The following is a 23,889-nucleotide window of genomic DNA, read 5'->3' as shown; positions in this document are numbered from 1 at the left end:
AAGAATCGAAACGGCGGGCCAAGGGCTCGCCGTTTTTTGTGGCGGCTAGTCGTCGCGCGAGACGACCAGTCGTAGATGGCTTCTTCGGCTAAATTCGGTCTGATCTTCGGCAAAGCCTGCGGCATCACGCTGAGGTTCGACCGGGCTGTGTAGATCGGAAACCTGCTTGATCCGCTGGTCTGAGACCTCAAAGCGGCGCGGGGTCGACCCGATGGCACCATCGCTAAGCATCACGCCCAGCACACGGCTGACATCACCCAGATCGCTGCGCAAGGGCAGCAGGATCATCCGGGCTTGCATGCGGGCGCGGCCAAATGCGCCGCTGGAAGTCAATCCAAGCTCGGCCGTGGCGGGCGCGCTGAACACCTGTTCCAGCGTCTCTTTGACTTTGGGTCGTGCTTCGGCCTCGAAGAACGCAGTCAGCGGCATGCCACGCACTTCCATACCGGCAAGCTTATTCAGATGGCTTCCCGCCAAACGAAACCGGGCCAGCCCGGGCGCAATCCGTTCCAGAATGAACGTATATTCCAGCACGTTTTCCAACCCGCGCGGGTCGATTTGCGACCGCATGGGCACTCCGTCGCCGGACAACAGCGCGGTCCAATACGCCTCGGCCTGACGGATCGGCGAAAGAGAACGTCCACTGTCAAAGCGATCCATTGCGACGATCTTTCCAAATTCTGACCCGGAATCAGTCCCGAAAAAGGTTTTCATTTCCATCACCCTAACGCCATTCAGCCGCTATTTTCTTAAAATGCATCGCATCCGGGACATCTGCGGCCCGACAGCCTTTGCTTTGGCCAAATTGACACGGGTTAATACAATTTTGGAGGAATTCTTTAATGAATGGTTAACTTCTGCGGATGAATTGCGGCTTGAGCAAACTCTTGCCCTTGCAAGGCCAATGGCATTAGGTGCGGCAAGAGTTGAAAATGCGGAAAGCCAAAGAAAGGTCTGTCATGATCAAATCCATGACCGGGTTCGCCTCGGGGACAGGCGAGTTTGGCCTGCATAGCTGGACGTGGGAGCTGCGCAGTGTCAACGGCAAGGGGCTGGACATGCGCATTCGCGTCCCGGATTGGCTGACCGGGCTTGAGGCCGAGTTGCGCGCCACCCTGTCCAAGTCTTCGAGTCGTGGCAACGTGACGCTTTCCATGCGCCTGAGCCGCGACGAAACGCTTACTGAGCTTGCGTTGAATACAGCCGCGATGTCCGCTGCGCTGGAGGCGTTGCAGCAGACCCAGGACATGGCTGAGGCCAAAGGTATTGCCCTAACACCTTCCAAAGCGACAGATTTGCTGGGTCTAAAAGGCATGATGGATGCGGGATCTGACAGCGATGATCCGGCCCCTCTGGTCGCGCATCTGATCAAGGCGTTTCCCGCATTGTTGGACGCGTTCCTGCAAATGCGCCAAACCGAAGGCGAGGCTTTGGCTGAGGTTCTGGATTTGCAGTTGGACCAGGTTTCGGCGTTGACCGCGCAGGCGGCTGATTTGGCCGAACAGCGCAAGGATAAAATGGCCGAAGCCCTGCGTGAGAATTTAGCGCGGGTGATGGAGAATGCTCAGGGTGCCGATCCGGACCGCGTGGCGCAGGAACTGGCGCTGATCGCGGTCAAGGCAGACGTGACCGAAGAGATCGATCGCCTGACCGCCCATGTAGCCGCCGCGCGTGATCTACTGGCTCAGGACGGGGCGGTGGGTCGTAAACTCGATTTCCTGATGCAGGAATTCAACCGCGAGGCAAACACCTTGTGTTCCAAGGCGCAAAGCACCGATCTGACCTCGGTCGGATTGGAACTAAAGGCTGTGATCGACCAGATGCGCGAGCAGGTACAGAATGTTGAATAATGACGGAACATATTGAAATGGCAAATCGTCGAGGCCTTCTTATCATCCTTTCTTCGCCGTCTGGCGCGGGCAAATCCACCTTGGCGCGGCGTTTGATGGCCTGGGATGAGGGGCTGGAATTTTCAATCTCGGCTACCACCCGCGCACCGCGTCCCGGCGAGCAGGATGGACGCGAGTATTATTTTCAGACCGAGGATGCGTTCAAACAGCAGGTCGCCGATGGCCAGATGCTGGAACACGCCCACGTCTTTGGGAATTTCTACGGCTCTCCGGCCGGACCGGTGCGAGAGTCGATCAACGCAGGTCGAGATGTTCTGTTTGACGTCGACTGGCAGGGTGAGGTTCAGATCCGCAATTCCGACCTAGGCAAACACGCCTTGTCGATCTTCATCCTTCCGCCCTCGATCCAGGAACTGCGCCGCCGTCTGGAAACCCGCGGTCAGGACAGCGACGATGTGATCGCCAAACGTATGCTCAAAAGCTGGGATGAGATCAGCCATTGGGGCTATTACGACTACGTTCTGGTCAATGACGATCTGGACGCGACCGAAGAAAAGTTGAAAACCATCGTTAGCGCCGAACGCATGCGCCGTATTCAGCAACCCAGGCTGCAAGACCACGTACGTAAACTACAAAATGAGTTCGAGGCCCTGTGATGCCAATCTATGCTTTGGGCAAAGACGCCCCCGAAATACACGAAGACACTTGGGTTGCACCGGACGCCAATCTGATCGGCAAAGTGGTGCTAGAGCAGGGCGCATCGGTTTGGTTCGGCTGCACCATCCGCGCGGATCACGAAGAAATTCGCGTGGGCGCTGGCAGCAATGTGCAGGAAAACTGTGTGATGCATATTGATGCGGGCTTTCCGCTGACCGTTGGGGCGAACTGTACCATTGGCCATAAGGTCATGCTGCACGGGTGCACCATTGGCGAAAACACCCTGATCGGAATGGGCGCGATTGTTCTGAACGGGGCAAAGATCGGCAAGAACTGCTTGATCGGGGCAGGGGCTTTGATCACTGAAAACAAAGAGATACCAGACAACTCTCTGGTGATGGGATCACCCGGCAAGGTCGTGCGCCAACTGGACAGCTCTGCCGCGCAGCGGATCACATTCAGTGCACAGTATTATCAGGAAAACATGCGCAGGTTTCGTGAAACTCTAACGCCCGTGTCCTAACAGGCCGAAGCGAACAAGGTTGCAGGCGATGTCAGAGGATTTACTTGCGGAAATTGTATCAGCCATTCCGATGCCGGCGTTGATGGTTGATCAGACCGAACGTATCATTGCTGCCAATACCGATGCGCGCACGCTTTTGGGCCAGAACATGTTGGGCCGACATTTTGCAACAATCCTGCGTCAGCCGCAGGTGATAGACGCGATGGAACAAAGCCTGCGCAGCAAAGGCCCGCGCAAGACCCGGCATCTGTCGAACGATGGTGCGCAGGACACGACATTCGAGATGCAGTGCCGCTATATGAACGGGATCGGCGCGGTCTCCGGGGGGGCGGTTCTGGCCGTATTTCAGGATATAACCCATTTAGAGCAAGCCAGTCAGATGCGGCGTGATTTCGTCGCCAATGTCAGCCATGAATTGCGCACGCCATTGACCGCTTTGATGGGCTTCATCGAAACCCTGCGCGGTCCGGCGCGCGAGGATGTAGCGGCGCGGGATCGGTTTTTGCAGATCATGACAGACGAGGCGAACCGGATGAACCGTTTGGTTGGTGATCTATTGTCGCTCAACCGTGTTGAAAGCGAAGAACGGGTGCGCCCGAAAGAGCAGCTGGAGCTGAATGGCTTGCTGGAATCGACGCTGAATTCTCTGAAACCCTTGGCTGAAGATGCAGATGTTGTGCTGACCTTGACCGCGCCTGATGATCCGGTCTCGATCACCGGAGACAGCGATCAACTGCGGCAGGTTTTCACCAATCTGGTCGAAAACGCGATCAAATACGGCGGCAGCGGTGGCAGCGTCGAGGTTCGTATCGCACCGTCCGAGCGGGACACGGCGGTGCGTGGTCCGGCTGTGCGGGTTCAGATCGTCGACAAAGGGCCGGGGATCGATTCGGTGCATTTGCCGCGACTGACAGAGCGATTCTATCGCGCCGACAGCCATCGCTCGCGGCAACTGGGCGGCACAGGCCTGGGGCTGGCGATTGTGAAACACATCGTCAACCGTCATCGGGGGCGCCTTCGAGTTGAAAGCGATCTGGGCAAAGGATCGGTCTTCACTGTTATTTTACCGCGATAACGCGCACCGGGTTTACGGCGGGCGATGGGTTCAACTCAGGGTGTAGCTTGCACCGCTGTGTGAGGCGGATTTCAAATAAAACTTCAGCTGTCATAAAAGCGTTACAAACTTGTCACAAAAGCCTTACGCAGGACCCCTAGGGGTTCAGCCGAGATCATCATGGGGGTGATCAAACATTCCTTTTTCAGGGAGACTGTAATGTCCTTTGTAAAACTGTCGGCTTCTGCGCTGGCGATCGCTGCTGTTTCGGCCACTGCTGCTGCTGCTCGTGACAACGTTCAGGTTGCCGGTTCTTCGACCGTTCTGCCTTACGCGTCGATCGTTGCTGAACTGTTTGGTGAAAACACCGACTTCCCAACACCTGTTGTTGAATCGGGCGGCTCTTCGGCTGGCCTCAAACGCTTCTGTGAAGGCGTTGGCGAAAACACCATCGACGTCGCAAACGCGTCGCGCGCGATCCGCGAAAAAGAGATCAAAGCCTGTGCCGAAAACGGCGTGACCGACATCATGGAAGTTCGCATCGGTTATGACGGTATCGTGTTTGCAAGCCAGCAGACTGGCCCCGCTTTCACCGCGTTCGAGCCCGCAGACATCTTCAACGCACTGGGTGCGAAGGTTCTGAAAGACGGCGCGATCGTTGACAACCCATACAACACCTGGGCCGAGTTCAACGGCGACCTGCCTGATGTTGAAATCGCAGGCTTCATCCCCGGCACAAAGCACGGCACTCGTGAAGTTTTTGAAGAAAAAGTTCTGCTGATCGGCTGTGAAAAAACTGGCGCCATGGAAGCGATGATCGCTGGCGGCATGAGCGAAGATGACGCAGAAGATGCATGCCTGGACGTGCGCACTGATGGCAAGTCGGTCGACATCGACGGTGACTACACCGAAACCCTGGCCCGTATTGACACCAACCCGAACGGTATCGGCATCTTCGGTCTGGCATTCTACGAGAACAACACCGACAAACTAAAAGTTGCGACCATGTCGGGTATCGCGCCGTCGACCGAAACCATCTCGACCGGTGAATACCCTGTATCGCGCCCGCTGTTCTTCTACGTGAAGAAAGCCCATATCGGCGTGATCCCTGGCCTGAAAGAGTACGCTCAGTTCTTCGTTGCTGACGAAATCGCCGGCCCGACCAGCCCGCTGGCCAACTACGGCCTGGTTGCTGACCCTGAGCTGGCAAAAACTCAGGACGCGATTGCCAACGAAGTCACCATGGGTTCGGGCAGCTAAGCCTGACATTGGTCTAATTGCCGGGGGCGGCCGTAGTCGCCGCCCCCTTGCTTCTTTTTTGAATTCCCAATCGGACCAGTGGGGGTGTCATGCCGATACTTTGGCTTTTCTTGATCGTTGCTGCGATCGCTGTGGTCGGATTTGTGCTCGGCCGATCTCGGGCTATGCAAAGCGCCGGCGGTGATATCCGAAACCTGCACTCCCTTCCCGCGTTCTACGGCGCGAACGTCGCGCTTAAGGTGGTTGTTCCTGCGTTTGGACTTCTTCTGATATGGCTGCTGGTACAGCCGCTCTATGTGAATTCTCAGGTTTCAGGCATGATTCCCGACAGTGCGATCAAGGAAGGATCGTCACGCGGTCTGGTTTTGGCCGAGGTGCGCCGGACAGCAACCGGTCTGGACAATGCAGTTGCGCAAGGGGCGATCACAGAAGATACCGCTCGCAATGCGCGCGCGGATTTCACGGATATGACGCAGCGTCTGAAAGATGCCGGTCAGGTGGTAACATCGAACATCACTCAAACCGTTCTGCGCGGCGCACAAAGCTATCGTATCATGAATGCGACCGGTTATCGGATCATGGCCATCGCGGTGATTGTTGTGGCCTTGATCGGGGCTGCCGTCAGCTGGGCGCAAACCAACGCTGACTACCGCGCCCGCAACGTTGTAGAACAAGGCATCCGGGTCCTGCTGCTGGGCGCCGCATCGATTGCCATTCTGACCACCATCGGCATTGTTCTTTCGCTGGTGTTCAACACCTGGGAATTCTTCCGGTTGTACCCGGCGTCTGATTTCTTTTTTGGCCTGACTTGGTCGCCCAGCTTTTCGGGTCGCGGCGGGGCCTCTGATCTGGGCATCATCCCATTGTTGTGGGGCACGCTCTATATTTCCATCGTCGCGCTGCTGGTTGCCGTGCCAATCGGTCTGTTTGCCGCAATTTACCTCAGCGAGTATGCCTCGCCTGCGGTGCGCGCTTTCGCCAAGCCGCTGCTGGAAGTGCTCGCCGGTATTCCCACCATCGTTTATGGTCTATTCGCTTTGTTGACAGTCGGTCCGCTTTTGCTGGATGTGTTCGGGGACAACGGGCTGGGTTGGATGAAAGCAGGCACCGCGGTGATGACAGCCGGTCTGGTCATGGGCATCATGCTGATCCCGTTTGTATCGTCTCTGTCCGATGACATCATCAACGCCGTGCCGCAGGCGATGCGCGATGGCTCCTACGGGTTGGGTGCAACGCAGTCTGAAACCATCCGTCAGGTGGTTTTGCCCGCTGCCTTGCCCGGCATCGTTGGTGCGATCCTGCTGGCCGCCTCGCGTGCCATTGGTGAGACCATGATCGTGGTTCTGGGGGCAGGGGCCGCCGCAAGGCTCAGCCTGAACCCCTTCGAGGCCATGACAACCGTGACCGCAAAGATCGTCAGCCAGCTGACAGGTGACGCAGACTTCGCCTCACCCGAAGCACTGGTGGCCTTTGCCCTAGGCATGACGCTGTTCATCGTCACGCTTGGGCTGAACGTCTTTGCCCTTTACATCGTGCGCAAGTACCGGGAGCAGTACGAATGACCGACGCAAGCATGCAAACCCCTGAAACGGGGCGCCACGCTGTTTCCCTGACTGCGTATGATGCGCGGACCCGCAAACGCGCCAAGGCAGAAAAACGGTTTCGCGCCTATGGCATCGTCGCAATTGCGACCGGTCTGTTTTTCTTGATCGTCCTGTTCGCCTCGATCCTGTCCGAGGGTATTCCGGCCTTCACCCGGACCGTTGTCAGCGTTGATTTCACCCTGACCCAGCAAGAGCAGGAAGAGGCAGAAGGTACGCTGTTCAAGACCAAAGCCTATTCTGACCTGTTCATCGCTGCCCTGAACAAAGAGCTTGATGAAAGCGGTCTTGAGGTCGATTTCGACGAAGCCGCGATTGAGCGTCTGCTTGGCAAGGTTGGCGGAACCATCCGAACCTTCTATGCGAACAACCCGGACAAATTGGGTGAACCTATCGAGTTTGATCTGGCCGCCTCCAGCCGCGTCGATGGCTACTACAAAGGCCGTGTTTCGCGAGACACAATTCAGGACAGTCGCTTTTTGCAGAAAAGCGACCTGGATCTGGTGGATGCGCTGCAAGAGGCTGGCATCATCAAACAGGTCTTCAACTGGCCCTTCATCACCGGGGCAGACTCGGGCGTGGATAATCCCGGCGGTGCTGGAATCGGCGCCTCGGTCGTGGGCTCATTCTTTATGATGTTGGTTGTGCTGGGCCTGTCGCTGCCCATCGGTGTGGCCGCGTCGATCTATCTGGAAGAGTTCGCACCGCAGAACAGGTTTACGGACTTGATCGAGGTGAATATCTCGAACCTGGCCGCGGTTCCTTCGATCGTGTTTGGTATCCTTGGTTTGGCCGTCTTCATCCAGTTCATGCACCTGCCGCAATCGGCGCCGTTGGTTGGTGGGCTGGTGCTGACGCTGATGACCTTGCCGACAATCATTATCTCGACCCGTGCATCGCTGAAGGCGGTTCCGCCGTCGATCCGCGATGCGGCGCTTGGGGTAGGGGCCTCGAAAATGCAGGCAGTGTTCCATCACGTTTTGCCATTGGCCGCGCCTGGCATCCTGACCGGAACCATCATCGGTCTGGCACAGGCGTTGGGTGAAACCGCCCCTCTGCTGCTGATCGGCATGGTGGGCTTTGTTGCTCGTGGTTACCCCGATGGTTTCATCGCAGGGTTTACCGAGCCGAACTCGGCCATGCCCGCCCAAATCTACACTTGGGCTGCACGGGCTGATGTGGGTTTCTATGAAAAAGCCTGGGGCGGGATCATCATCCTTTTGATTTTCCTGCTGACTATGAACATCATCGCAATCATTCTGCGCCGCCGCTTTGAACGCCGCTGGTAAGAAGGGCAGACCCATGAACGACATGTCACGAGTGGAGAGACAAGTGGATACCAATGAAATCAAGCTGGAGTGCCGGGACTGCCAGGTCTTTTACGGTGACACCCACGCCATCAAAGATGTGAATGTCGATATCGAAGATAAGACTGTCACGGCTTTCATCGGCCCGTCGGGCTGCGGTAAATCCACGTTCCTGCGCTGTCTGAATCGGATGAACGATACAATCGATATCGCGCGGGTGAAGGGCAGCTTTAAGCTGGATGGCGAAGATATCTATGACAAGCGCGTTGACCCTGTGCAACTGCGCGCCAAGGTCGGCATGGTGTTCCAGAAACCGAACCCGTTTCCGAAATCGATCTACGACAACGTCGCTTACGGCCCACGTATTCATGGCCTGGCCAAGAACAAAGCTGAACTGGACGAAATCGTTGAGAAATCCCTTCGCCGAGGTGCAATTTGGGATGAGGTCAAGGATCGTCTGGATTCGCCCGGCACCGGTCTGTCAGGTGGGCAGCAGCAGCGCCTGTGTATTGCCCGCGCCGTTGCAACAGAACCCGAAGTTCTGCTGATGGATGAGCCATGCTCGGCACTGGATCCGATCGCCACGGCCCAGGTCGAGGAATTGATTGACGAGCTGCGCGCGCAATATTCAGTGGTCATCGTGACCCACTCGATGCAGCAGGCCGCACGGGTCAGCCAGAAAACCGCCTTTTTCCATCTCGGCAATCTGGTCGAATTTGGCGAAACCGGAACGATCTTTACCAATCCCGTAGACCCGCGCACGGAAAGCTACATCACCGGCCGCATCGGCTGAGCACAGGTATTCAGATATGACCGAAATGAGCGAACAACATATTGCATCTGCTTTCGACCGCGACCTTGAGGCGATCCAAGCGCATATCATGAAGATGGGCGGGCTGGTTGAAGCGGCCATTATGAGCGCGGCCCGGTCCCTTGAATCACGCGACGTAGAACTGGCGGAAGAAGTGCGCGATGGCGACAAGGCCATCGATGCGCTGGAAGAGGTGATCGACGAAGAGACAGCGCGCTTGATCGCGCTGCGCGCGCCAACTGCCAGTGACCTTCGCCTTGTGCTGTCGGTACTGAAAGTGTCGGGCAACCTTGAGCGGATTGGCGACTATGCCAAGAATATCGCCAAACGCACCACGGTTCTGGTGGATGCGGGCGAGATCAACGGTAGTGCCGCCGCATTGCGCCGCATGGCGCGCGAGGTTGAACTGATGCTGCGTGATGCGCTGGATGCTTATATTCAGCGCGATGCTGAACTTGCCACTGACGTCATCAATCGCGATGAGGAGGTCGATCAGATGTATAACGGCTTGTTCCGCGAGTTTCTGACCTTCATGGCCGAGGACCCGCGCAACATCTCGGCCTGTATGCACCTGCATTTCATTGCCAAGAACATCGAACGCATGGGCGACCATGTAACCTCGATTGCCGAGCAGGTGGTCTATCTGGTCACGGGTGAACGCCCGGCCGAGGCGCGGCCCAAGGCCGATAACACGTCGCAAACCGTCTAGGAGACGCAGACCATGTCCGCAGATCAGCCGACTGTCCTGGTTGTCGAGGATGAATTGGCCCAGCGTGAAGTGCTGGCCTATAATCTTGAGGCCGAAGGCTTTCGGGTTTCCAAAGCGGCCAGCGGCGATGAAGCACTGTTGCTGGTCGACGAAGATTGCCCGGATATCATCGTGCTGGATTGGATGATGCCCAATCTCAGCGGGATTGAGGTTTGCCGGCGTTTGAAAACGCGGCCCGATACGCGTTCGATCCCGATCATCATGCTGTCGGCCCGCTCGGAAGAGGTGGATAAGGTGCGCGGGCTGGAAACAGGTGCGGATGACTATGTGGTCAAGCCGTATTCGGTGGTCGAGCTGATGGCGCGCGTGCGCACCCAACTGCGCCGTGTACGTCCGGCGACGGTCGGGATTCTGTTGGAATTTGACGATATCATCCTGGATTCGGAAACGCATAAGGTCAGCCGCGATAGCAAACCGCTGAAACTGGGCCCGACCGAATTCCGCCTGCTAAGCACTTTCATGGAAAAGCCCGGCCGCGTCTGGAGCCGTGAGCAATTGCTGGATCGGGTCTGGGGGCGCGATATCTATGTCGATACGCGCACCGTAGACGTGCATATCGGACGGCTACGCAAAGCATTGACGCAGCATGGGGGCGAAGACCCGGTGCGCACCGTACGTGGCGCCGGATACGCCTTGGGCTAATGCCAAGGGCAGGGGGCGCGGGGTCGTTCACGCCGCTTTGTCTTTGATTGTCGCAATGTGCCAAACTCCTGTTGTTGTTTGCGTCGGACCCGCGCTAGGGTTCGGCAAAATTGATCCAACGGAGAAGCACAATGAACGCGCCTCAGACGAAACCGACCTTGCGGGCAAAAGATGCCCCAGATTTGGGTAAATTTTCGTGGGAGGATCCGTTCCGCCTGACCGACCAGTTGCACGAAGACGAACGGATGATCACTGACAGCGCACGCGCTTATGCGCAGGAAAAGCTGCAACCGCGTGTGACCCAAGCCTATCAGAACGAAGAAACTGACCCCGAGATTTTCCGTGAAATGGGGGAAATGGGCCTGCTGGGCACAACCATTCCCGAAGAATATGGCGGTCTGGGTGGCAACTACGTCTCGTACGGTTTGGTCGCGCGCGAGATTGAGCGGGTGGATTCCGGTTATCGTTCGATGATGTCGGTGCAAAGCTCTCTGGTCATGTATCCGATCTACGCCTATGGCAGCGAAGATCAACGCCGGAAATACCTGCCGAAATTGGCCTCGGGTGAATGGATTGGCTGCTTTGGCCTGACCGAACCGGATGCTGGGTCGGACCCGGCGGGTATGAAAACACGGGCTGAGAAGATCGATGGCGGCTACCGTTTGACCGGTAGCAAGATGTGGATATCAAACGCCCCGATAGCTGATGTGTTTGTCGTTTGGGCCAAATCTGATGCCCATGATGGTAAAATCCGGGGCTTTGTTCTGGACAAAGGCCTCAAAGGTCTCAGCGCGCCGAAGATTGAAAACAAGCTGAGCCTGCGTGCGTCAGTCACCGGCGAGATTGTGATGGATGGCGTTGAAGTGGGCGAGGGTGCCTTGCTGCCGCATGTTCAAGGCCTGAAAGGCCCGTTTGGCTGTTTGAACCGTGCGCGCTATGGCATCAGCTGGGGCGTCATGGGGGCTGCAGAAAGCTGCTGGCATGCAGCGTTGCAATACGGTCTGGACCGCAAGCAGTTCGACAAACCTCTGGCGCAAACTCAGCTGTTCCAGCGCAAACTGGCCGATATGCAGACCGAAATTGCATTGGGTCTGCAAGCAAGCCTGCGTGTTGGGCGTTTGTTGGACCAGGCCGAGGCCGCGCCTGAAATGATCTCAATCGTCAAACGCAATAACTGCGGTAAAGCGCTCGATATTGCGCGCATGGCGCGTGACATGCATGGCGGCAACGGTATCTCGCTTGAATTCCACGTGATCCGCCACATGGTCAATCTGGAAACCGTGAACACCTATGAGGGCACACATGATGTCCACGCGTTGATCCTTGGACGTGCGCAAACCGGGTTACAGGCGTTCTATTGAGATCGTGCTGAATTGGGCCATCACGCGTTCAGCAGGTGGCCTAGTTCCCTGCAAATAATAATTCGCATAATTGGTATTATGGTAAATATTAAATCTAGCATAACGCCAGAAAACAACAGCTTACTAAATCAACTTTATCCAACTTGAGACAGCTAAATGGAACTGAATGGAAAAACCGTCGTAATTACCGGCGCCGCTGGCGGGATTGGCAAAGGTCTTGCAGAACGGTTCGCCCATGATGGCGCTACGGTTATATGTTCTGACGTCGATCTACAGGCAGCACAGGATCTCGCCAATCGCATTGGTGGTCATGCTTATCCCTGCGACGTGTCCAGCGAAGCTCAGATCAAGGCTCTGATCGACTACGTCGAAGCTGAGATCGCGCCGATCGATCTGTTTTGCGCCAATGCAGGAATACTGACGCTTGGCGGTTTGGATGTGCCAGATGAAGACTGGAACCGCATCTGGGACATTAACGTAATGTCTCATGTCTGGGCCGCACGCCATCTTGTGCCCAAAATGCTTGAGCGCGGTCAGGGTTACATGCTGATCACCGCATCTGCTGCTGGTTTACTGAACCAGCCAGGAGCCGCGCCATATGGCGTCACGAAACACGCAGCTGTTGGATTTGCCGAATGGTTGTCGCTGACCTACGGCCACAAAGGCTTGCGTGTGTCTGCGTTATGTCCTCAAGCCGTTCGGTCCGAGATGACACGCGGACACGAGATCTCGGTCGCTTCCATCGATGGAATGCTCGAACCCGAGGACGTTGCAGACGCCTGCGTTGAGGCCATTCGGGCTGAGCAGTTTCTTGTTCTGCCGCACCCTCAGGTGCTAGACTATATGCGACACAAAACGGCAGATTACGATCGCTGGTTGGCTGGAATGCGCAAGCTAAATCAAACCTTTGTGGAAGGTACTTAAGTCTTCGGTTTACGCATCAAACCTTCTTGGGCAACAGAAGCGACCAAAACGCCGTCCTGTGTGTAAATAGAGCCCCGGTTGAATGACCGGCCCTGCCCTGTCCACGGCGAATCCATCGCGTAAAGATGCCAATTGTCGAACTGCACTGGAGCATGGAACCATAGCGCGTGATCGAGGCTCGCACCGTTAACCTGACCAGTAAACCAGCTGAGCCCGTGTGGACGCATGCCAGAACTCAGCAAGCTCATATCCGAGGCATATGCCAGCAACAGGTGCTGAGTGCGCGCGTCTGCAGTTTCCGCGGCCCCCATCCGGAACCAGATTTGATTGCGGTCGTCAGCGGCCACGGGGTTAAACGGATCAAGGTGATCCACCTCACGCACCTCGATGGGACGTTCACGCAGCAATTCAACGCGCAGTTTCTCGGGAACGCGCTCCAAATATTGATGGCGCAAATCGGACCGCGCGGGATAGCTTTCTGGCGCATCCAGATCCGGCATTGGATGTTGATGCGCCCAGCCTTCATCCTGAACATGGAACGAGGCGGACATGTTTAAAATCTGTTTTCCATGCTGAATTGCGACCACACGGCGGGTTGTGAAGGAACTTCCATCTCTCGCTCTATCCACCTGATATATAACGGGTATCGATGGATCACCCGGGCGGATGAAATAGGCGTGTAGCGAATGACATAACCGATCTTCGACTGTTCTATAGGCCGAAGCCAGTGCCTGTGCGATCACTTGCCCGCCGAAGATACGCGTTGGTGTTTCACCACCGGACCCCGTGCCCCGGAACAGATCAACTTCCAGACGTTCAACATCCAAAAGATCAAGAAGAATGCGTTCTGCTTCGGTCATATTCTGCTCTCTGAGTGTGACAGATGTCCGCCTATCAGTCGCGTTCGGATCAATCAATCACCGCGCCTAGTACCAGCGCCTTTAACTCGGCGCGTGACGGATAAGAACTCGAGGGGGACAACTGAGTAAAAAAGATACCGCTCAGATCGTTTTCTCGATCCAGCCAGAAATAGGTTGAGGCCATGCCGCCCCAACTGAAATCGCCAACCGAGCCGGGCACGCGCATCCTTGAAGGGTTCAGAACCACGGATCCACCGAGGCCAAAGCCCATCCCCTCCATCGGTTGTTCGGCAAAACTGCTGGGCCCCATTGATGCAATATCGCCGGGTAAGTGATTGCAAAGCATAAAGTCTACGGTTCTGGGCCCCAGAATTCTATGCCCGTTGGCTGTCCCTCGATTGCGCAGCATTCCGACGAATTTGGCATAATCATCGATGGTGCCGATCAATCCGCCACCACCCGAGAAAGTTGAGGTGTTTTCGAAGGGGGACGACCCGGCCTCATCCACCAGCCGAAGTGTATCGCTGCCCCGTTCGGCTGAGTTCAGCGCCATCGCATCACCCGACAAGGGAGAATAAAGAGACGCAAAGCGATCCCCTACCCCTTTGGACACGGAAAAACCAGTTTCCCACATGCCCAGAGGCGCAAAGATCTGTTGGTCGAAATATTGATCCAACGGCTGGCCCGAGACAATTTCGATCACGCGCCCCAGAACGTCGATGCTGACGGAATACTCCCAGCGCGCACCGGGTTGAAACGCCAATGGCAAGCGCGTCAAATCATGGATCCGATCCGCCAACGGGCCCTGATTGGGTTTGAACAGCAAATCCTGCTGTTCCATAGCCTCAGGCAAAAGGCCGGGATTGAACGGGTAGCTCAGACCACTTGTATGCGTCAGCAGGTGATGCAGCGTCGGACTGGTTGCTGTTTCGGTTTGATCCAAACGGGTGGCACCGGGAACAAGGGCCTGTATATCATTGAATTCGGGTATAAATTCAGACAACGGCGAATCAAGGTGGATCAAACCCTGTTCGACCAGCATCATCAATCCAACCGAAGTTATGGGCTTAGTCATCGAATAAATCCGCGCCAGAGTATCGCGTTGGAATGGCAGGTTGTTTTCAACGCTGCGCTGACCACAGACATGAAAAAACACCTCGGCGCCTTGGTGATGCAGCAGAAAGGCGCTTCCGGCATATCTGCGCTGGGTGACATAGCGTTCCATCCAGACACGTATGCGGTTCAGCCGATCATGATCAAAACTTGCAGTGGATTGTGTCATAGAACCTGCCTGATCCTGCTTATGTCAGAAAAATACGCTTTGCTTTACCAAAGCCATACGCGATTGTTGCCACTGAAAAACGACCCTTGTCGCGGATTCGTTGCGTGCCGGTTCTAAAATCTGCTGACACCCCGGATTGGAGTATCAACATGGCGCAAACTATAGATTTCGTTTACGATTTCAGCAGCCCAAACGCGTTTCTTGCATATAAGATGCTGCCGGAACTTGCCAAAAAGCACAAGGCGAAGATCAACCCAATCCCGGTGCTGTTGTCCGGTGTGTTCAAATCTACCAACAACCAGAGCCCGTTCGAGGCGTTTTCCGAAAATCGTCAAAAAACGGCCTATTTGACCCACGATCTGCACCGCTTTGCCCGGCGGCGTGGTGTGAGTTTCCACATGAGTCCGCATTTCCCGATCAATAGCAAATTCGCTATGCGCGGCGCATACTATGCATCGGGGAAATCTTGGGAAAACAAATATATAAATGCCGTTTTTGATGCGATCTGGGTGCATGGTCAGAAGATCGAGGAGCTTGGCGTATTGACCGACATTCTGCGTGAAGCAGAACTGCCCGTTCGTAAAATCCGCGAGGCGATTGCCGCTCCGGAAACCAAGCAGCTGCTAAAAGAACAAACCAAAGCCATGGTCAGGCGCGGCGTCTTTGGCGTGCCTAGCATGTTTGCAGGGACTGAGATGTTCTTTGGAAAGAACAGTCTGGGCAATCTGGATCTGGAACTTGCGCTACATAAGTGATCCAAAACAAAGCTCTATCGCAATATATTAATCCTGTTCAAGTGCAGCCAAACCATGTTGCGCAAAAACGGGGACATAGGCCCCGAACGCCTGCGCTCGTTTCGGGTCCGAGGCGTTCCCATCCAGCGCGCGTTTGTAGACACCTTGTAGGATTCCTGCCATTCGGAAGAAGTTGAACGCCAGGTAGAAGCCGAAGTTGTCAATCCTCGGCAACCCGCGCAGTGCACAATACTTCGCAATAAAGGCAGCGTCGCTGGGCAAGCCGAGCTGATCCCGATTTATACCAGCCAGCCCGCGCCCTTCTTTGCCGGGTGGCATCTGCCATTGCATGATCACTGCGGCCAGATCGGCGTAGGGGTGGCCGATTGTGGACAATTCCCAATCCAGAACGCCGATACAGCTGGTCCCATCTGCAGCAAACATTAGGTTGTCGATGCGGTAGTCCCCATGCACAAGCGTGCGCTGCCCGTCATCATCAGGGATCACAGAGGCGAGCGCTTCGATAAGCGCGTTCATATCAGCAATATCAGTGGTTTCAGAGGCGCGATACTGCTTGGTCCATCGGGATATCTGGCGCTCAAAGTAATTGCCGGTTGGCCCATAGTCTGACAGGCCTACGGCATCGATATCCACCATATGAAGCTCTGCCAGAACGCGGTTCATTTCATCCAGCAAAGCGCTACGAACCTGATTGTTTTCCCCTTCCAGCGTGGGTTGCAGGAAGACGCGCCCCCGCAGATGCTCCATCACGTAGAAGGCGGATCCGATAACCGAGTCATCCTCGCACAGCAGCAGCATTTTGGGCACCGGAACGGCACTATCCGACAGTGCACTTTGCACGCGAAATTCGCGATCTACGGCGTGGGCTGATTTCAGAAGCACCCCGGGCGGTTTGCGACGCAGCACATAAGACCTTGTAGGCGTGCGCAGTTCATAGGTCGGGTTAGATTGCCCAATCGCAAATTTTCGGGCTTCGAGCGGGCCGCTATAGCCTGTCAGATGCGCTGACAGATAGGCGTCGATGGCAGCCAGGTCCAAATCCGTGTTGGTTGTCATGTCCTATCCTCGCCTAAAGAGCTTCGGCAAAGATATTCGGAGCGGTTACAACGTTAATACCGCCCGACACCGGAATGACTGCACCTGTTACGTATCCTCCGCCACGACCACACAGGAACAGCATACAGCCCGCAATATCCTCATCCCGACCTACACGCCCTAATGGCACGGATTTACCAACCCTATCGCGCGTATCCTCATCCGCAGTCGCAAAAGCGGTCATCCGCGATACAAACGGCCCCGGGGCCAGCGCGTTGACAGTGACATGATAGGGCGACAGCTCTTTGGCCAGGATTTTGGTCAGATGAAGCACCGCCGCCTTCGACGCGGAATAGCTGTAGGCGCCGTCGCCCATGGGAACTTCACCCATCACCGAGCCAACATTGATGACGCGTGCTGGATCTTCGGCCGTTCCAGACTTCATCAGCAACGGCAGCAGTCTCTGCGTCAGTTCGAAAATGCCCGTCACGTTGACAGACATCACCTTATCCCAGGCCTCATAGGGGAACTGACCCATCGGCGCACCCCAGCTGACACCAGAATTATTCATAAGAATATCAAGTGTCTCGGTCCGCGCGTTGATGTCGGAAACAAGTGCCTCGATCCCCTCTTTGCTGCCCAGGTCGCCCGCAAACCCGACCGCGCTTCCCGGCGCATCCAGCGCGTTGAGTTCTTCAGCGACCGCAGCGCAGGCCTCACCCTTGCGTGAGGCGATCATCACATAGGCCCCGGCCCGCACCAGTGCTTCGGCAGCCATGCGGCCAATTCCAGTGGCCCCGCCTGTGACCAGCGCGGTTTTACCCTGAAGTGAAAAAAGGGTTTCGGGGGTCATGGGTGTCTCCTGACTTACACGTGGTGGCGGTTGCCGTGACGGGAACCAGAGGTGGCCGTTGACAATACATAACCCAGCCTCAAAAGTTTCCGATACCAGAATAACAGGGACAACAGGGTCAACATGCAAGCATTACTCAGCGTCGCCCCCGGTGGGCCAGAGACTTTGGAACTGACCACCCTGCCCGATCCATCGCCCGGCAAGGGCGAGCTGTTGATTGCTGTGAAGGCGGCCGGGGTGAATTTCCCGGATACGCTGATCATTCGTGACCTCTATCAGATGAAACCACCGCGCCCCTTTGCCCCCGGCGGAGAAATCGCCGGAGAGGTTCTGGCCATCGGAGAGGGCGTAACAGGGTTTGAACCTGGTGATCGGGTGCTGGCGCTGACGGGTTATGGCGGGTTTGCGACCCACCTGACGATCAAGGCCGCCACTGCCATCAAGTTTCCGGATGGTATGCCCTATGAGGACGCGGCTTGTTTCATTTTCACCTATGGCACCTCATACCACGCGCTCAAGGACCGGGCATTGCTTCAAGCCGGTGAAACCATACTTATCTTGGGGGCCGCGGGTGGTGTCGGCTCTGCCGCGATTGAGCTGAGCAAAGCTATGGGTGCGCGGGTGATCGCCGCCGTGTCATCCGAGGACAAGGCCGTATTTTGCAAACAGATTGGTGCGGATGAAACGATCGTCTATCCGCGCGAGATGGACAAAGACGCCCAAAAGGCGTTCTCGGGCCAGATCAAAGCGCTGGCCGGTCCCAATGGCGTGGATGTTGTCTATGATGCCGTCGGCGGGTCGTTTGCCGAACCCGCGTTGCGCAGCATGGCGTGGAACGGGCGTTTTCTGGTGGTGGGGTTCCCTGCTGGCATCCCCAACCTTCCGCTGAACCTACCTTTGCTCAAAGGGTGCCAGATCGTTGGCGTCTTTTGGGGCGCGTCGGTGTACCGTGATCCTCAGGGTCATGCGCAGAATGTTGCAGAGCTATTTACACTCTATGCAAAGGGTCAAATCAAACCCCGCATCAGCGCGCAGTTCCCCCTGAATCAGGCTGCCGATGCGTTGAAGCTAATGGCGGATCGTTCCGTGTTGGGCAAACTGGTCATCACACCGGGCGCGACCTGAGGGTCACAGAATGGCGTGAAAGACGGTTCTGCAGCCGGCAGGCATTGTATCACTGTGCAACAAAGCGCAGTAGACAACTCAGGCTAATCGTGGCTATGAACCAGTGATGGGGAATAAAAAGACATGACGAACATTCTGGTTTTGAATGGTCCGAACCTGAACCTGCTTGGCACCCGCCAGCCGGAGGTTTATGGCAGCACCACATTGCAGATGGTCGAGGATCTGTGTGTTGACCATGGCGCTAAGCTTGGTCTGACCGTAACCCATTTTCAGTCGAACCACGAAGGCGCCTTAATCGATGCCATTCACGCAGCGCGCGAAACACAGCATGGGCTGATCCTGAATGCGGGCGGCTATACGCATACATCCGTGGCGCTGATGGATGCGATCTCGTCCGTCGGGTTGCCGCTGGTCGAAGTGCATCTGTCGAATATTCACGCCCGTGAAGCGTTTCGTCATAAGTCCTTTGTTGCCCCAGTCGCGCTGGGGCAAATCTGCGGATTTGGTGTGCAAAGTTACGTTCTGGCGCTAGACGCTATAGCGGCCCATCTTGGGGCAACGGGTGGCAGATGAAGCTAAACGAGTATCTGCACTTTGTGAGCTATGCCAAAACGCTGGAAGAGTTGTGGGACGCCCATTGCCGCCAAATGGCGCTGTTTGGCTTTGACCGGCTGATCTATGGTTATACGCAGTATCGGACCGAAACCTCGTTGGGCGATCCCGAAGACTTTGTAATCCTGTCCAACCATGATCCGGCCTACACGGATGGCTTTCTGCAGCGCGGGATGTATTTCCACGCCCCGATGCTCAAATGGGCGCTGGACAATGAAGGCGCGGCCAGTTGGCAGATGATCCAACAGATGATGTCCACCGGGCAGATGAGCGCCGAAGAAAAGCGGGTGATCGATTTCAACAGATCGATGGGCGTTGTGAATGGCTACACGGTCAGCTTCAACTCGGTCTCGTTGCGCTCGAAAGGGGCGATTTCGCTATCTGCGCGGGGCGATATCAGCCAGGAAGAGGTTGATGCGATCTGGGCGGAGCACGGAGATGCCATATTGCTCATGAACAATATGGCACATCTGAAAATTCTGACCCTGCCCTACAACCCGCCCAACCGCGCTCTGACAAAGCGGCAGCGCGAAGCGTTGGAATGGGTCGGCGATGGCAAAACAACGCAGGATATCGCGCTGTTGATGGGGCTGACCTCGGCAACCGTGGAAAAACATCTGAGGCTTGCACGCGAATCCCTGTCTGTTGAGACCACAGCACAGGCCGTTCTCAAGGCATCTCTGCACAATCAGATGTTCCTAATGGAAGCTTAAGCGCCAAGGGTATTTAAGATGGTTTACCCTAGGTAAGGAAAACATGACTTCCGAATTGGTAGGTAAAATTGCAAATTGGTCTTGTTCCGTGAGTGGTGGCTTTAGCCAGGGAACACTTCGATCAGATCTTTGCAATACCAAAGCTCTCTGATCACTCTGACACAGGGGCGCCTATTTGTCCGCGTCTCTAGGTCGGAAATTTGGGGGGCCTCGACCATCCCCATCATGCGGGGCCCTCCATTCTATTCTCAGTTTGACGAAAACAAAAAAACGGGCTGCGACCGCGCAACCCGTTTCGATGCTTTGAAAAGGCCCCAGAACGGGGCCTTTGAAGTGCTTTAGCCCTGAGCCGCCTTGGCGACTTCGGCTGCGAAGTCTTCTTTTTCGACCACGATGCCTTCGCCAACTTCCAGACGAATGAAGCCGGTGATGGTGGCGCCTGCCTCTTTGGCCGCCGCTTCGACGGTCAGATCAGGGTTCACAACGAACTGCTGGTTCAGCAGAGTCGATTCGGCGACGAATTTCTTCATGCGGCCGATGATCATCTTTTCGATCACCTGCTCCGGCTTGCCAGATTCGCGGGCGATATCCATCTGAACCTGCTTTTCCTTCTCGACGATAGCTGGATCCATGTCCGCCTCGGACAGAGCCGCCGGGTTCACAGCAGCGATGTGCATCGCAACTTGCTTGCCGATCGCCTCGTCACCACCGGTCAGAGCAACCAGAACACCGATTTTGCCCATGCCGTTGGTGGCCGCGTTGTGGACATAGGACACAACAGTGTCGCCCGACAGTTTGGCCATGCGGCGCACCGACATGTTCTCGCCGATGGTGGCGATCTTGTCAGTCAGTGTGTCTGCAACGTTCTTACCACCCAGATCAGCTGACAGCAGCGCTTCGACATTGTCGACACCTTCTGCGGCGTAAGCGATCTTGCCAACCATTTCCTGGAATTCAGCGTTCTTCGCAACGAAGTCGGTCTCCGAGTTCACTTCGACTGCAACACCGGTGCCGCCGTTGACGTGAACAGCAACCAGACCTTCTGCTGCGGTACGGCCCGATTTCTTCGCCGCTTTGGCCAGACCTTTGGTGCGCAGCCAGTCAACGGCTTCGTCCATGTTGCCACCGGTTTCGGTCAGCGCTTTTTTTGCGTCCATCATGCCTGCGCCGGTCGAGTCGCGCAGTTCTTTAACCATTGCTGCTGTGATTGCCATCTTTAGGCTCTCCTCAATTCAAACGGAATTGGGGCAGGTCTACCCTGCCCCATATGTCATTTACGTGACGGGCAGCTTACGCTTCGGCAGGTGTTTCTGCTTCGGCTTCTGCAGGTGCTTCTTCGGCAACGGCTTCTTCAACCGGTGCTTCTTCGAACGCACCCAGGTCAACGCCTGCGGCACCCATCTGAGCGGTCATACCGTCCAGAGCGGCGCGTGCGGCCAGATCACAATACAGAGCGATGGCGCGCGCTGCGTCGTCGTTGCCGGGGATGATGTAATCCACACCATCGGGCGAGCAGTTGGTGTCAACCACGGCCACAACCGGGATACCCAGCTTGTTGGCTTCGGCGATGGCCAGTGCTTCTTTCTTGACGTCGATGACGAACAGCAGATCGGGAACGCCACCCATTTCGCGGATACCGCCTAGCGAAGCTTGCAGCTTGGCCTGGTCACGTTCCATGCCCAGACGCTCTTTCTTGGTCAGGCCTTCTGCGCCTGTTTCCATGGCTTCGTCGATCTGGTTCAGACGGTTGATCGACTGCGAAACGGTTTTCCAGTTGGTCAGCGTGCCGCCCAGCCAGCGGTGGTTCATGAAATACTGAGCCGACTTTTCGGCTGCCTCAGCGATCGGTTGAGCCGCCTGGCGCTTGGTGCCAACGAACAGGACACGGCCGCCTTTTGCAACGGTGTCACGAACAGCCTGCAGCGCCTGATCCAGCATCGGAACGGTCTGGGTCAGGTCCATGATGTGGATGCCATTGCGCGAGCCGTAGATGAACGGGCCCATGCGGGGATTCCAACGCTGTGTCTGGTGACCAAAGTGAACGCCAGCTTCCAACAGCTGACGCATGGTGAACTCGGGAAGAGCCATGCTATTTTCCTTTTCCGGTTTACGCCTTGGCGGGGGTGAAAGAAGCGGATGCTCCAACCGGCGGGCCAGATAAGGATGTCTCCCTCAAATAGCCCAAACCCCGCCTGCGGGTTTGAATGGCGCGCGTATACGGCAGGTTTTGGGGCAGTGCAAGGGCCAAATGTCCCTATTTTTCAAGCCGCGCCAAGCTGTGTGCGTGACGAACGGCTTGCTCGCACCAGGCCGCTAGTGCTTTGCGGTTTTCAAAGTCGCTGACCTTGGCTGGTGCGTGGTAAATCAACTCGACCGCTCCCTGCCGCCGGGCACCTAGTGTCTTGAGCAGATGCGGCCCGAACTCCATATCTCCCCACCAGCCATAAAAGCGGGCTGGTTGTCCATCTGGCGCGTGGAACACCGCTGTAACGGGCTGTACATACATGAAATCGCGCAACTCTTCTGTAAAGAACGCGGCGAAAAGCGTTGTTTTAAATGGCAAAACCCGCAACCCATCGGTCGAGGTGCCTTCTGGAAAAAACAACAGCTTATGTCCTGCTTTCAGCCGATCTTCGAAAATCTTGGTCTGTTCTTTTGCTTTTTTGGGGTTCCGCTCAATAAAGACCGTGCCCGTCGCACGCGCCAGCCAGCCAATGCCGGGCCAGCGCGCCACTTCGGCTTTTGAGACAAAATAAATCCGCTTACGTGCATTGAGGGCAAAAATATCCAGCCACGAGGTATGGTTGGCCACAACAGCCCCGCAATGCTGCATCAAATCCCCCGATGTTCTGAACGTAATTCCAAGAATGCGAAAGGCGTTGCGACAGACAAATTGGGTGATGTACGGTGTGACCGGGCGGTGCAGACCATAGAGGGGCCGTTCAACAAGGCGCACCAGCAGCAAGATGATCAGCCCGCCAAAGACCAGAATGGCCAAAGGCACGCCGCGAAGCAGGACCAGAACCCAGCCAACCGGCCCCAACTCAATCGGGTCCGGGGCGTCTTCGCTGTTCCAAAGGGGATCGCTCACCGCGTTACGCTCCACCATAGATGCGCCTTTGGCGTTCATTCATGCGCGCGGTGTCGAGGATCAGGCAAACATCCGTCGTGTTAAAGTTGTGGTCGATAAATGCCCCCTCGCCCACAAAACCGCCCAACCGCAGATAGGCTTTGATCAGCGCGGGCACCTGAACCATTGCGGCGCGGCGATCCAGATCCTGAGGCGCGACAAGATCCATGGATTGGAACACATCCGATTGCGCCCGCACGCGCAGATCAGGCGGGGCAAGGTGGTTGTGATGCAGCATCGCCAAGGGCTGGGCCAAGGCGGCCACATCCGTGCCGTGAAAGCTGGCCACACCAAACAGAACCTCAATCCGGCGCTCGGCGACATAGACGGCCAGCCCGTTCCAAAGATGATACATCGCCGAGCCGCCGCGATAGTCTTTGTGCAGGCAGGATCGGCCCAGTTCCAACAACCTGCGCCCGCTGTCTTTGAGCACGCTCAGGTCATATTCATCCTCGGAATAAAACTGCCCGATATCTACCGCACGTTCCCCAGGCAACATCCTGTAAACGCCGATAATTTCCCCGGTACCATCGTCATAGGCCAGCATATGATCGAAATAGGGATCGAACCTGTCTTTCTCTAATCCCGCTTCGTGATCGACCAGTTCTCCGCCACCGCCCAATTCGCGCACAAAGACGTCGTAGCGCAGCTTTTGTGCGGCGCGCAGCTCAGCCTCGGTCTCGGCGAGCTTTACTGTAAAGGTGGGGCCAGTATCCGGCATAAGGTGATCCGTTCTCGTTTAGGGGCTGATACCGCAGTCTTTCG

At 56.2% G+C, this 23,889-nt stretch carries 25 protein-coding genes; 16 read left to right on the top strand and 9 right to left on the bottom strand.

Translation table 11 applies throughout. The features are described 5' to 3' along the window. Window positions 1-45 precede the first annotated feature (45 nt). Window positions 46-714, bottom strand: coding sequence for a PAS domain-containing protein (locus ACR0KG_RS12275; protein ID WP_480827436.1), 669 nt, complete (start codon window positions 712-714; stop codon window positions 46-48). 245 nt (window positions 715-959) lie between these two features. Between ACR0KG_RS12275 and ACR0KG_RS12270 the strand changes: the two genes are divergently transcribed. From ACR0KG_RS12270 to ACR0KG_RS12215, 12 genes are all read left to right on the top strand, one after another. Then, window positions 960-1,850 carry a YicC/YloC family endoribonuclease gene (locus ACR0KG_RS12270; RefSeq protein WP_480827844.1) on the top strand — a complete coding sequence of 297 codons (891 nt, stop codon included), beginning with the start codon at window positions 960-962 and terminating at the stop codon, window positions 1,848-1,850. 17 nt (window positions 1,851-1,867) lie between these two features. Then, window positions 1,868-2,506 (top strand): guanylate kinase, encoded by a 639-nt coding sequence (gene gmk / locus ACR0KG_RS12265; protein WP_480827435.1) that lies wholly within the window; start codon window positions 1,868-1,870, stop codon window positions 2,504-2,506. Next, a complete protein-coding gene (locus ACR0KG_RS12260) occupies window positions 2,506-3,030 on the top strand; it encodes a gamma carbonic anhydrase family protein (protein WP_480827434.1) in 525 nt (174 codons plus the stop codon). Before gmk ends, ACR0KG_RS12260 begins: the two co-directional genes overlap by 1 nt. 28 nt (window positions 3,031-3,058) lie before the next feature. Beyond that, window positions 3,059-4,105, top strand: a complete 1,047-nt coding sequence (locus ACR0KG_RS12255; RefSeq protein WP_480827433.1) for a sensor histidine kinase — start codon at window positions 3,059-3,061, stop codon at window positions 4,103-4,105. 198 nt (window positions 4,106-4,303) lie between these two features. Then, on the top strand, window positions 4,304-5,344 hold the full coding sequence (locus ACR0KG_RS12250; RefSeq protein ID WP_480541457.1) for a substrate-binding domain-containing protein: 1,041 nt from the start codon (window positions 4,304-4,306) through the stop codon (window positions 5,342-5,344). Window positions 5,345-5,433: 89 nt separating this feature from the next. Then, entirely contained in the window at window positions 5,434-6,906 is a 1,473-nt protein-coding gene (gene pstC / locus ACR0KG_RS12245) for a phosphate ABC transporter permease subunit PstC (RefSeq protein WP_480827432.1), read from the top strand. Then, window positions 6,903-8,234: a phosphate ABC transporter permease PstA gene (pstA, locus tag ACR0KG_RS12240; RefSeq protein WP_480827431.1), complete on the top strand. Its 1,332-nt coding sequence runs from the start codon at window positions 6,903-6,905 to the stop codon at window positions 8,232-8,234. Before pstC ends, pstA begins: the two co-directional genes overlap by 4 nt. A 13-nt stretch (window positions 8,235-8,247) precedes the next feature. Further along, a complete protein-coding gene (gene pstB, locus ACR0KG_RS12235; protein WP_353007616.1) occupies window positions 8,248-9,045 on the top strand; it encodes a phosphate ABC transporter ATP-binding protein PstB in 798 nt (265 codons plus the stop codon). A 25-nt stretch (window positions 9,046-9,070) separates the two neighbouring features. Continuing rightward, window positions 9,071-9,772 (top strand): phosphate signaling complex protein PhoU, encoded by a 702-nt coding sequence (gene phoU / locus ACR0KG_RS12230; RefSeq protein WP_480541755.1) that lies wholly within the window; start codon window positions 9,071-9,073, stop codon window positions 9,770-9,772. Between the two features lie 12 nt (window positions 9,773-9,784). After that, window positions 9,785-10,474, top strand: coding sequence for a phosphate regulon transcriptional regulator PhoB (phoB, locus tag ACR0KG_RS12225; RefSeq protein WP_170536733.1), 690 nt, complete (start codon window positions 9,785-9,787; stop codon window positions 10,472-10,474). A 131-nt stretch (window positions 10,475-10,605) separates the two neighbouring features. Beyond that, window positions 10,606-11,835, top strand: coding sequence for an acyl-CoA dehydrogenase (locus tag ACR0KG_RS12220; protein ID WP_170536735.1), 1,230 nt, complete (start codon window positions 10,606-10,608; stop codon window positions 11,833-11,835). Between the two features lie 156 nt (window positions 11,836-11,991). Beyond that, window positions 11,992-12,759 carry an SDR family oxidoreductase gene (locus ACR0KG_RS12215; protein ID WP_480549207.1) on the top strand — a complete coding sequence of 256 codons (768 nt, stop codon included), beginning with the start codon at window positions 11,992-11,994 and terminating at the stop codon, window positions 12,757-12,759. Here ACR0KG_RS12215 and ACR0KG_RS12210 read toward each other — a convergent pair. Beyond that, a complete protein-coding gene (locus tag ACR0KG_RS12210; protein WP_480827430.1) occupies window positions 12,756-13,619 on the bottom strand; it encodes an acyl-CoA thioesterase in 864 nt (287 codons plus the stop codon). The two genes, ACR0KG_RS12215 and ACR0KG_RS12210, sit on opposite strands and share 4 nt — an antisense overlap. Window positions 13,620-13,668: 49 nt before the next feature. Continuing rightward, window positions 13,669-14,901, bottom strand: a complete 1,233-nt coding sequence (locus ACR0KG_RS12205) for a serine hydrolase domain-containing protein (RefSeq protein ID WP_480827429.1) — start codon at window positions 14,899-14,901, stop codon at window positions 13,669-13,671. A 149-nt stretch (window positions 14,902-15,050) separates the two neighbouring features. Between ACR0KG_RS12205 and ACR0KG_RS12200 the strand changes: the two genes are divergently transcribed. Then, complete coding sequence (locus ACR0KG_RS12200) at window positions 15,051-15,656, top strand: DsbA family protein (RefSeq protein WP_480827428.1); 606 nt, start codon at window positions 15,051-15,053, stop codon at window positions 15,654-15,656. A 27-nt stretch (window positions 15,657-15,683) separates the two neighbouring features. Here ACR0KG_RS12200 and ACR0KG_RS12195 read toward each other — a convergent pair whose 3' ends face one another. Together ACR0KG_RS12195 and ACR0KG_RS12190 are read right to left on the bottom strand one after the other, a co-directional pair. Next, window positions 15,684-16,712 carry a phosphotransferase family protein gene (locus tag ACR0KG_RS12195; protein WP_480827427.1) on the bottom strand — a complete coding sequence of 343 codons (1,029 nt, stop codon included), beginning with the start codon at window positions 16,710-16,712 and terminating at the stop codon, window positions 15,684-15,686. A gap of 13 nt (window positions 16,713-16,725) precedes the next feature. Beyond that, window positions 16,726-17,544, bottom strand: coding sequence for an SDR family NAD(P)-dependent oxidoreductase (locus ACR0KG_RS12190; RefSeq protein WP_480541471.1), 819 nt, complete (start codon window positions 17,542-17,544; stop codon window positions 16,726-16,728). 123 nt (window positions 17,545-17,667) lie between these two features. Between ACR0KG_RS12190 and ACR0KG_RS12185 the strand changes: the two genes are divergently transcribed. The 3 genes from ACR0KG_RS12185 (at window position 17,668) to ACR0KG_RS12175 (ending at window position 19,994) form a co-directional block, all read left to right on the top strand. Further along, the gene (locus ACR0KG_RS12185; protein ID WP_480827426.1) at window positions 17,668-18,669 is read left to right on the top strand and encodes an NADPH:quinone oxidoreductase family protein; all 1,002 of its coding nucleotides are present in this window, start codon (window positions 17,668-17,670) and stop codon (window positions 18,667-18,669) included. A 123-nt stretch (window positions 18,670-18,792) separates the two neighbouring features. After that, window positions 18,793-19,242 carry a type II 3-dehydroquinate dehydratase gene (aroQ, locus tag ACR0KG_RS12180; protein ID WP_480549220.1) on the top strand — a complete coding sequence of 150 codons (450 nt, stop codon included), beginning with the start codon at window positions 18,793-18,795 and terminating at the stop codon, window positions 19,240-19,242. Next, entirely contained in the window at window positions 19,239-19,994 is a 756-nt protein-coding gene (locus ACR0KG_RS12175) for a helix-turn-helix transcriptional regulator (protein ID WP_480827425.1), read from the top strand. The genes aroQ and ACR0KG_RS12175 overlap by 4 nt, the downstream gene beginning before the upstream one ends. Window positions 19,995-20,332: 338 nt before the next feature. Here the strand turns inward: ACR0KG_RS12175 and tsf are convergent, their stop codons facing one another. The 4 genes from tsf to olsB form a co-directional block, all read right to left on the bottom strand. Further along, window positions 20,333-21,208 (bottom strand): translation elongation factor Ts, encoded by an 876-nt coding sequence (tsf, locus tag ACR0KG_RS12170; RefSeq protein ID WP_480827424.1) that lies wholly within the window; start codon window positions 21,206-21,208, stop codon window positions 20,333-20,335. 76 nt (window positions 21,209-21,284) lie between these two features. Further along, the gene (gene rpsB, locus ACR0KG_RS12165; protein WP_480827423.1) at window positions 21,285-22,082 is read right to left on the bottom strand and encodes a 30S ribosomal protein S2; all 798 of its coding nucleotides are present in this window, start codon (window positions 22,080-22,082) and stop codon (window positions 21,285-21,287) included. 166 nt (window positions 22,083-22,248) lie between these two features. Beyond that, window positions 22,249-23,103: a lyso-ornithine lipid O-acyltransferase gene (gene olsA, locus ACR0KG_RS12160; protein WP_480827422.1), complete on the bottom strand. Its 855-nt coding sequence runs from the start codon at window positions 23,101-23,103 to the stop codon at window positions 22,249-22,251. Beyond that, window positions 23,090-23,845 carry an L-ornithine N(alpha)-acyltransferase gene (olsB, locus tag ACR0KG_RS12155; RefSeq protein WP_480827421.1) on the bottom strand — a complete coding sequence of 252 codons (756 nt, stop codon included), beginning with the start codon at window positions 23,843-23,845 and terminating at the stop codon, window positions 23,090-23,092. Before olsB ends, olsA begins: the two co-directional genes overlap by 14 nt. Between the last annotated feature and the right edge of the window lie 44 nt (window positions 23,846-23,889).

The sequence above is a fragment of the Ruegeria sp. H4 genome, assembly GCF_056533065.1.
This window is presented reverse-complemented; position numbering and strand designations above follow the sequence as displayed.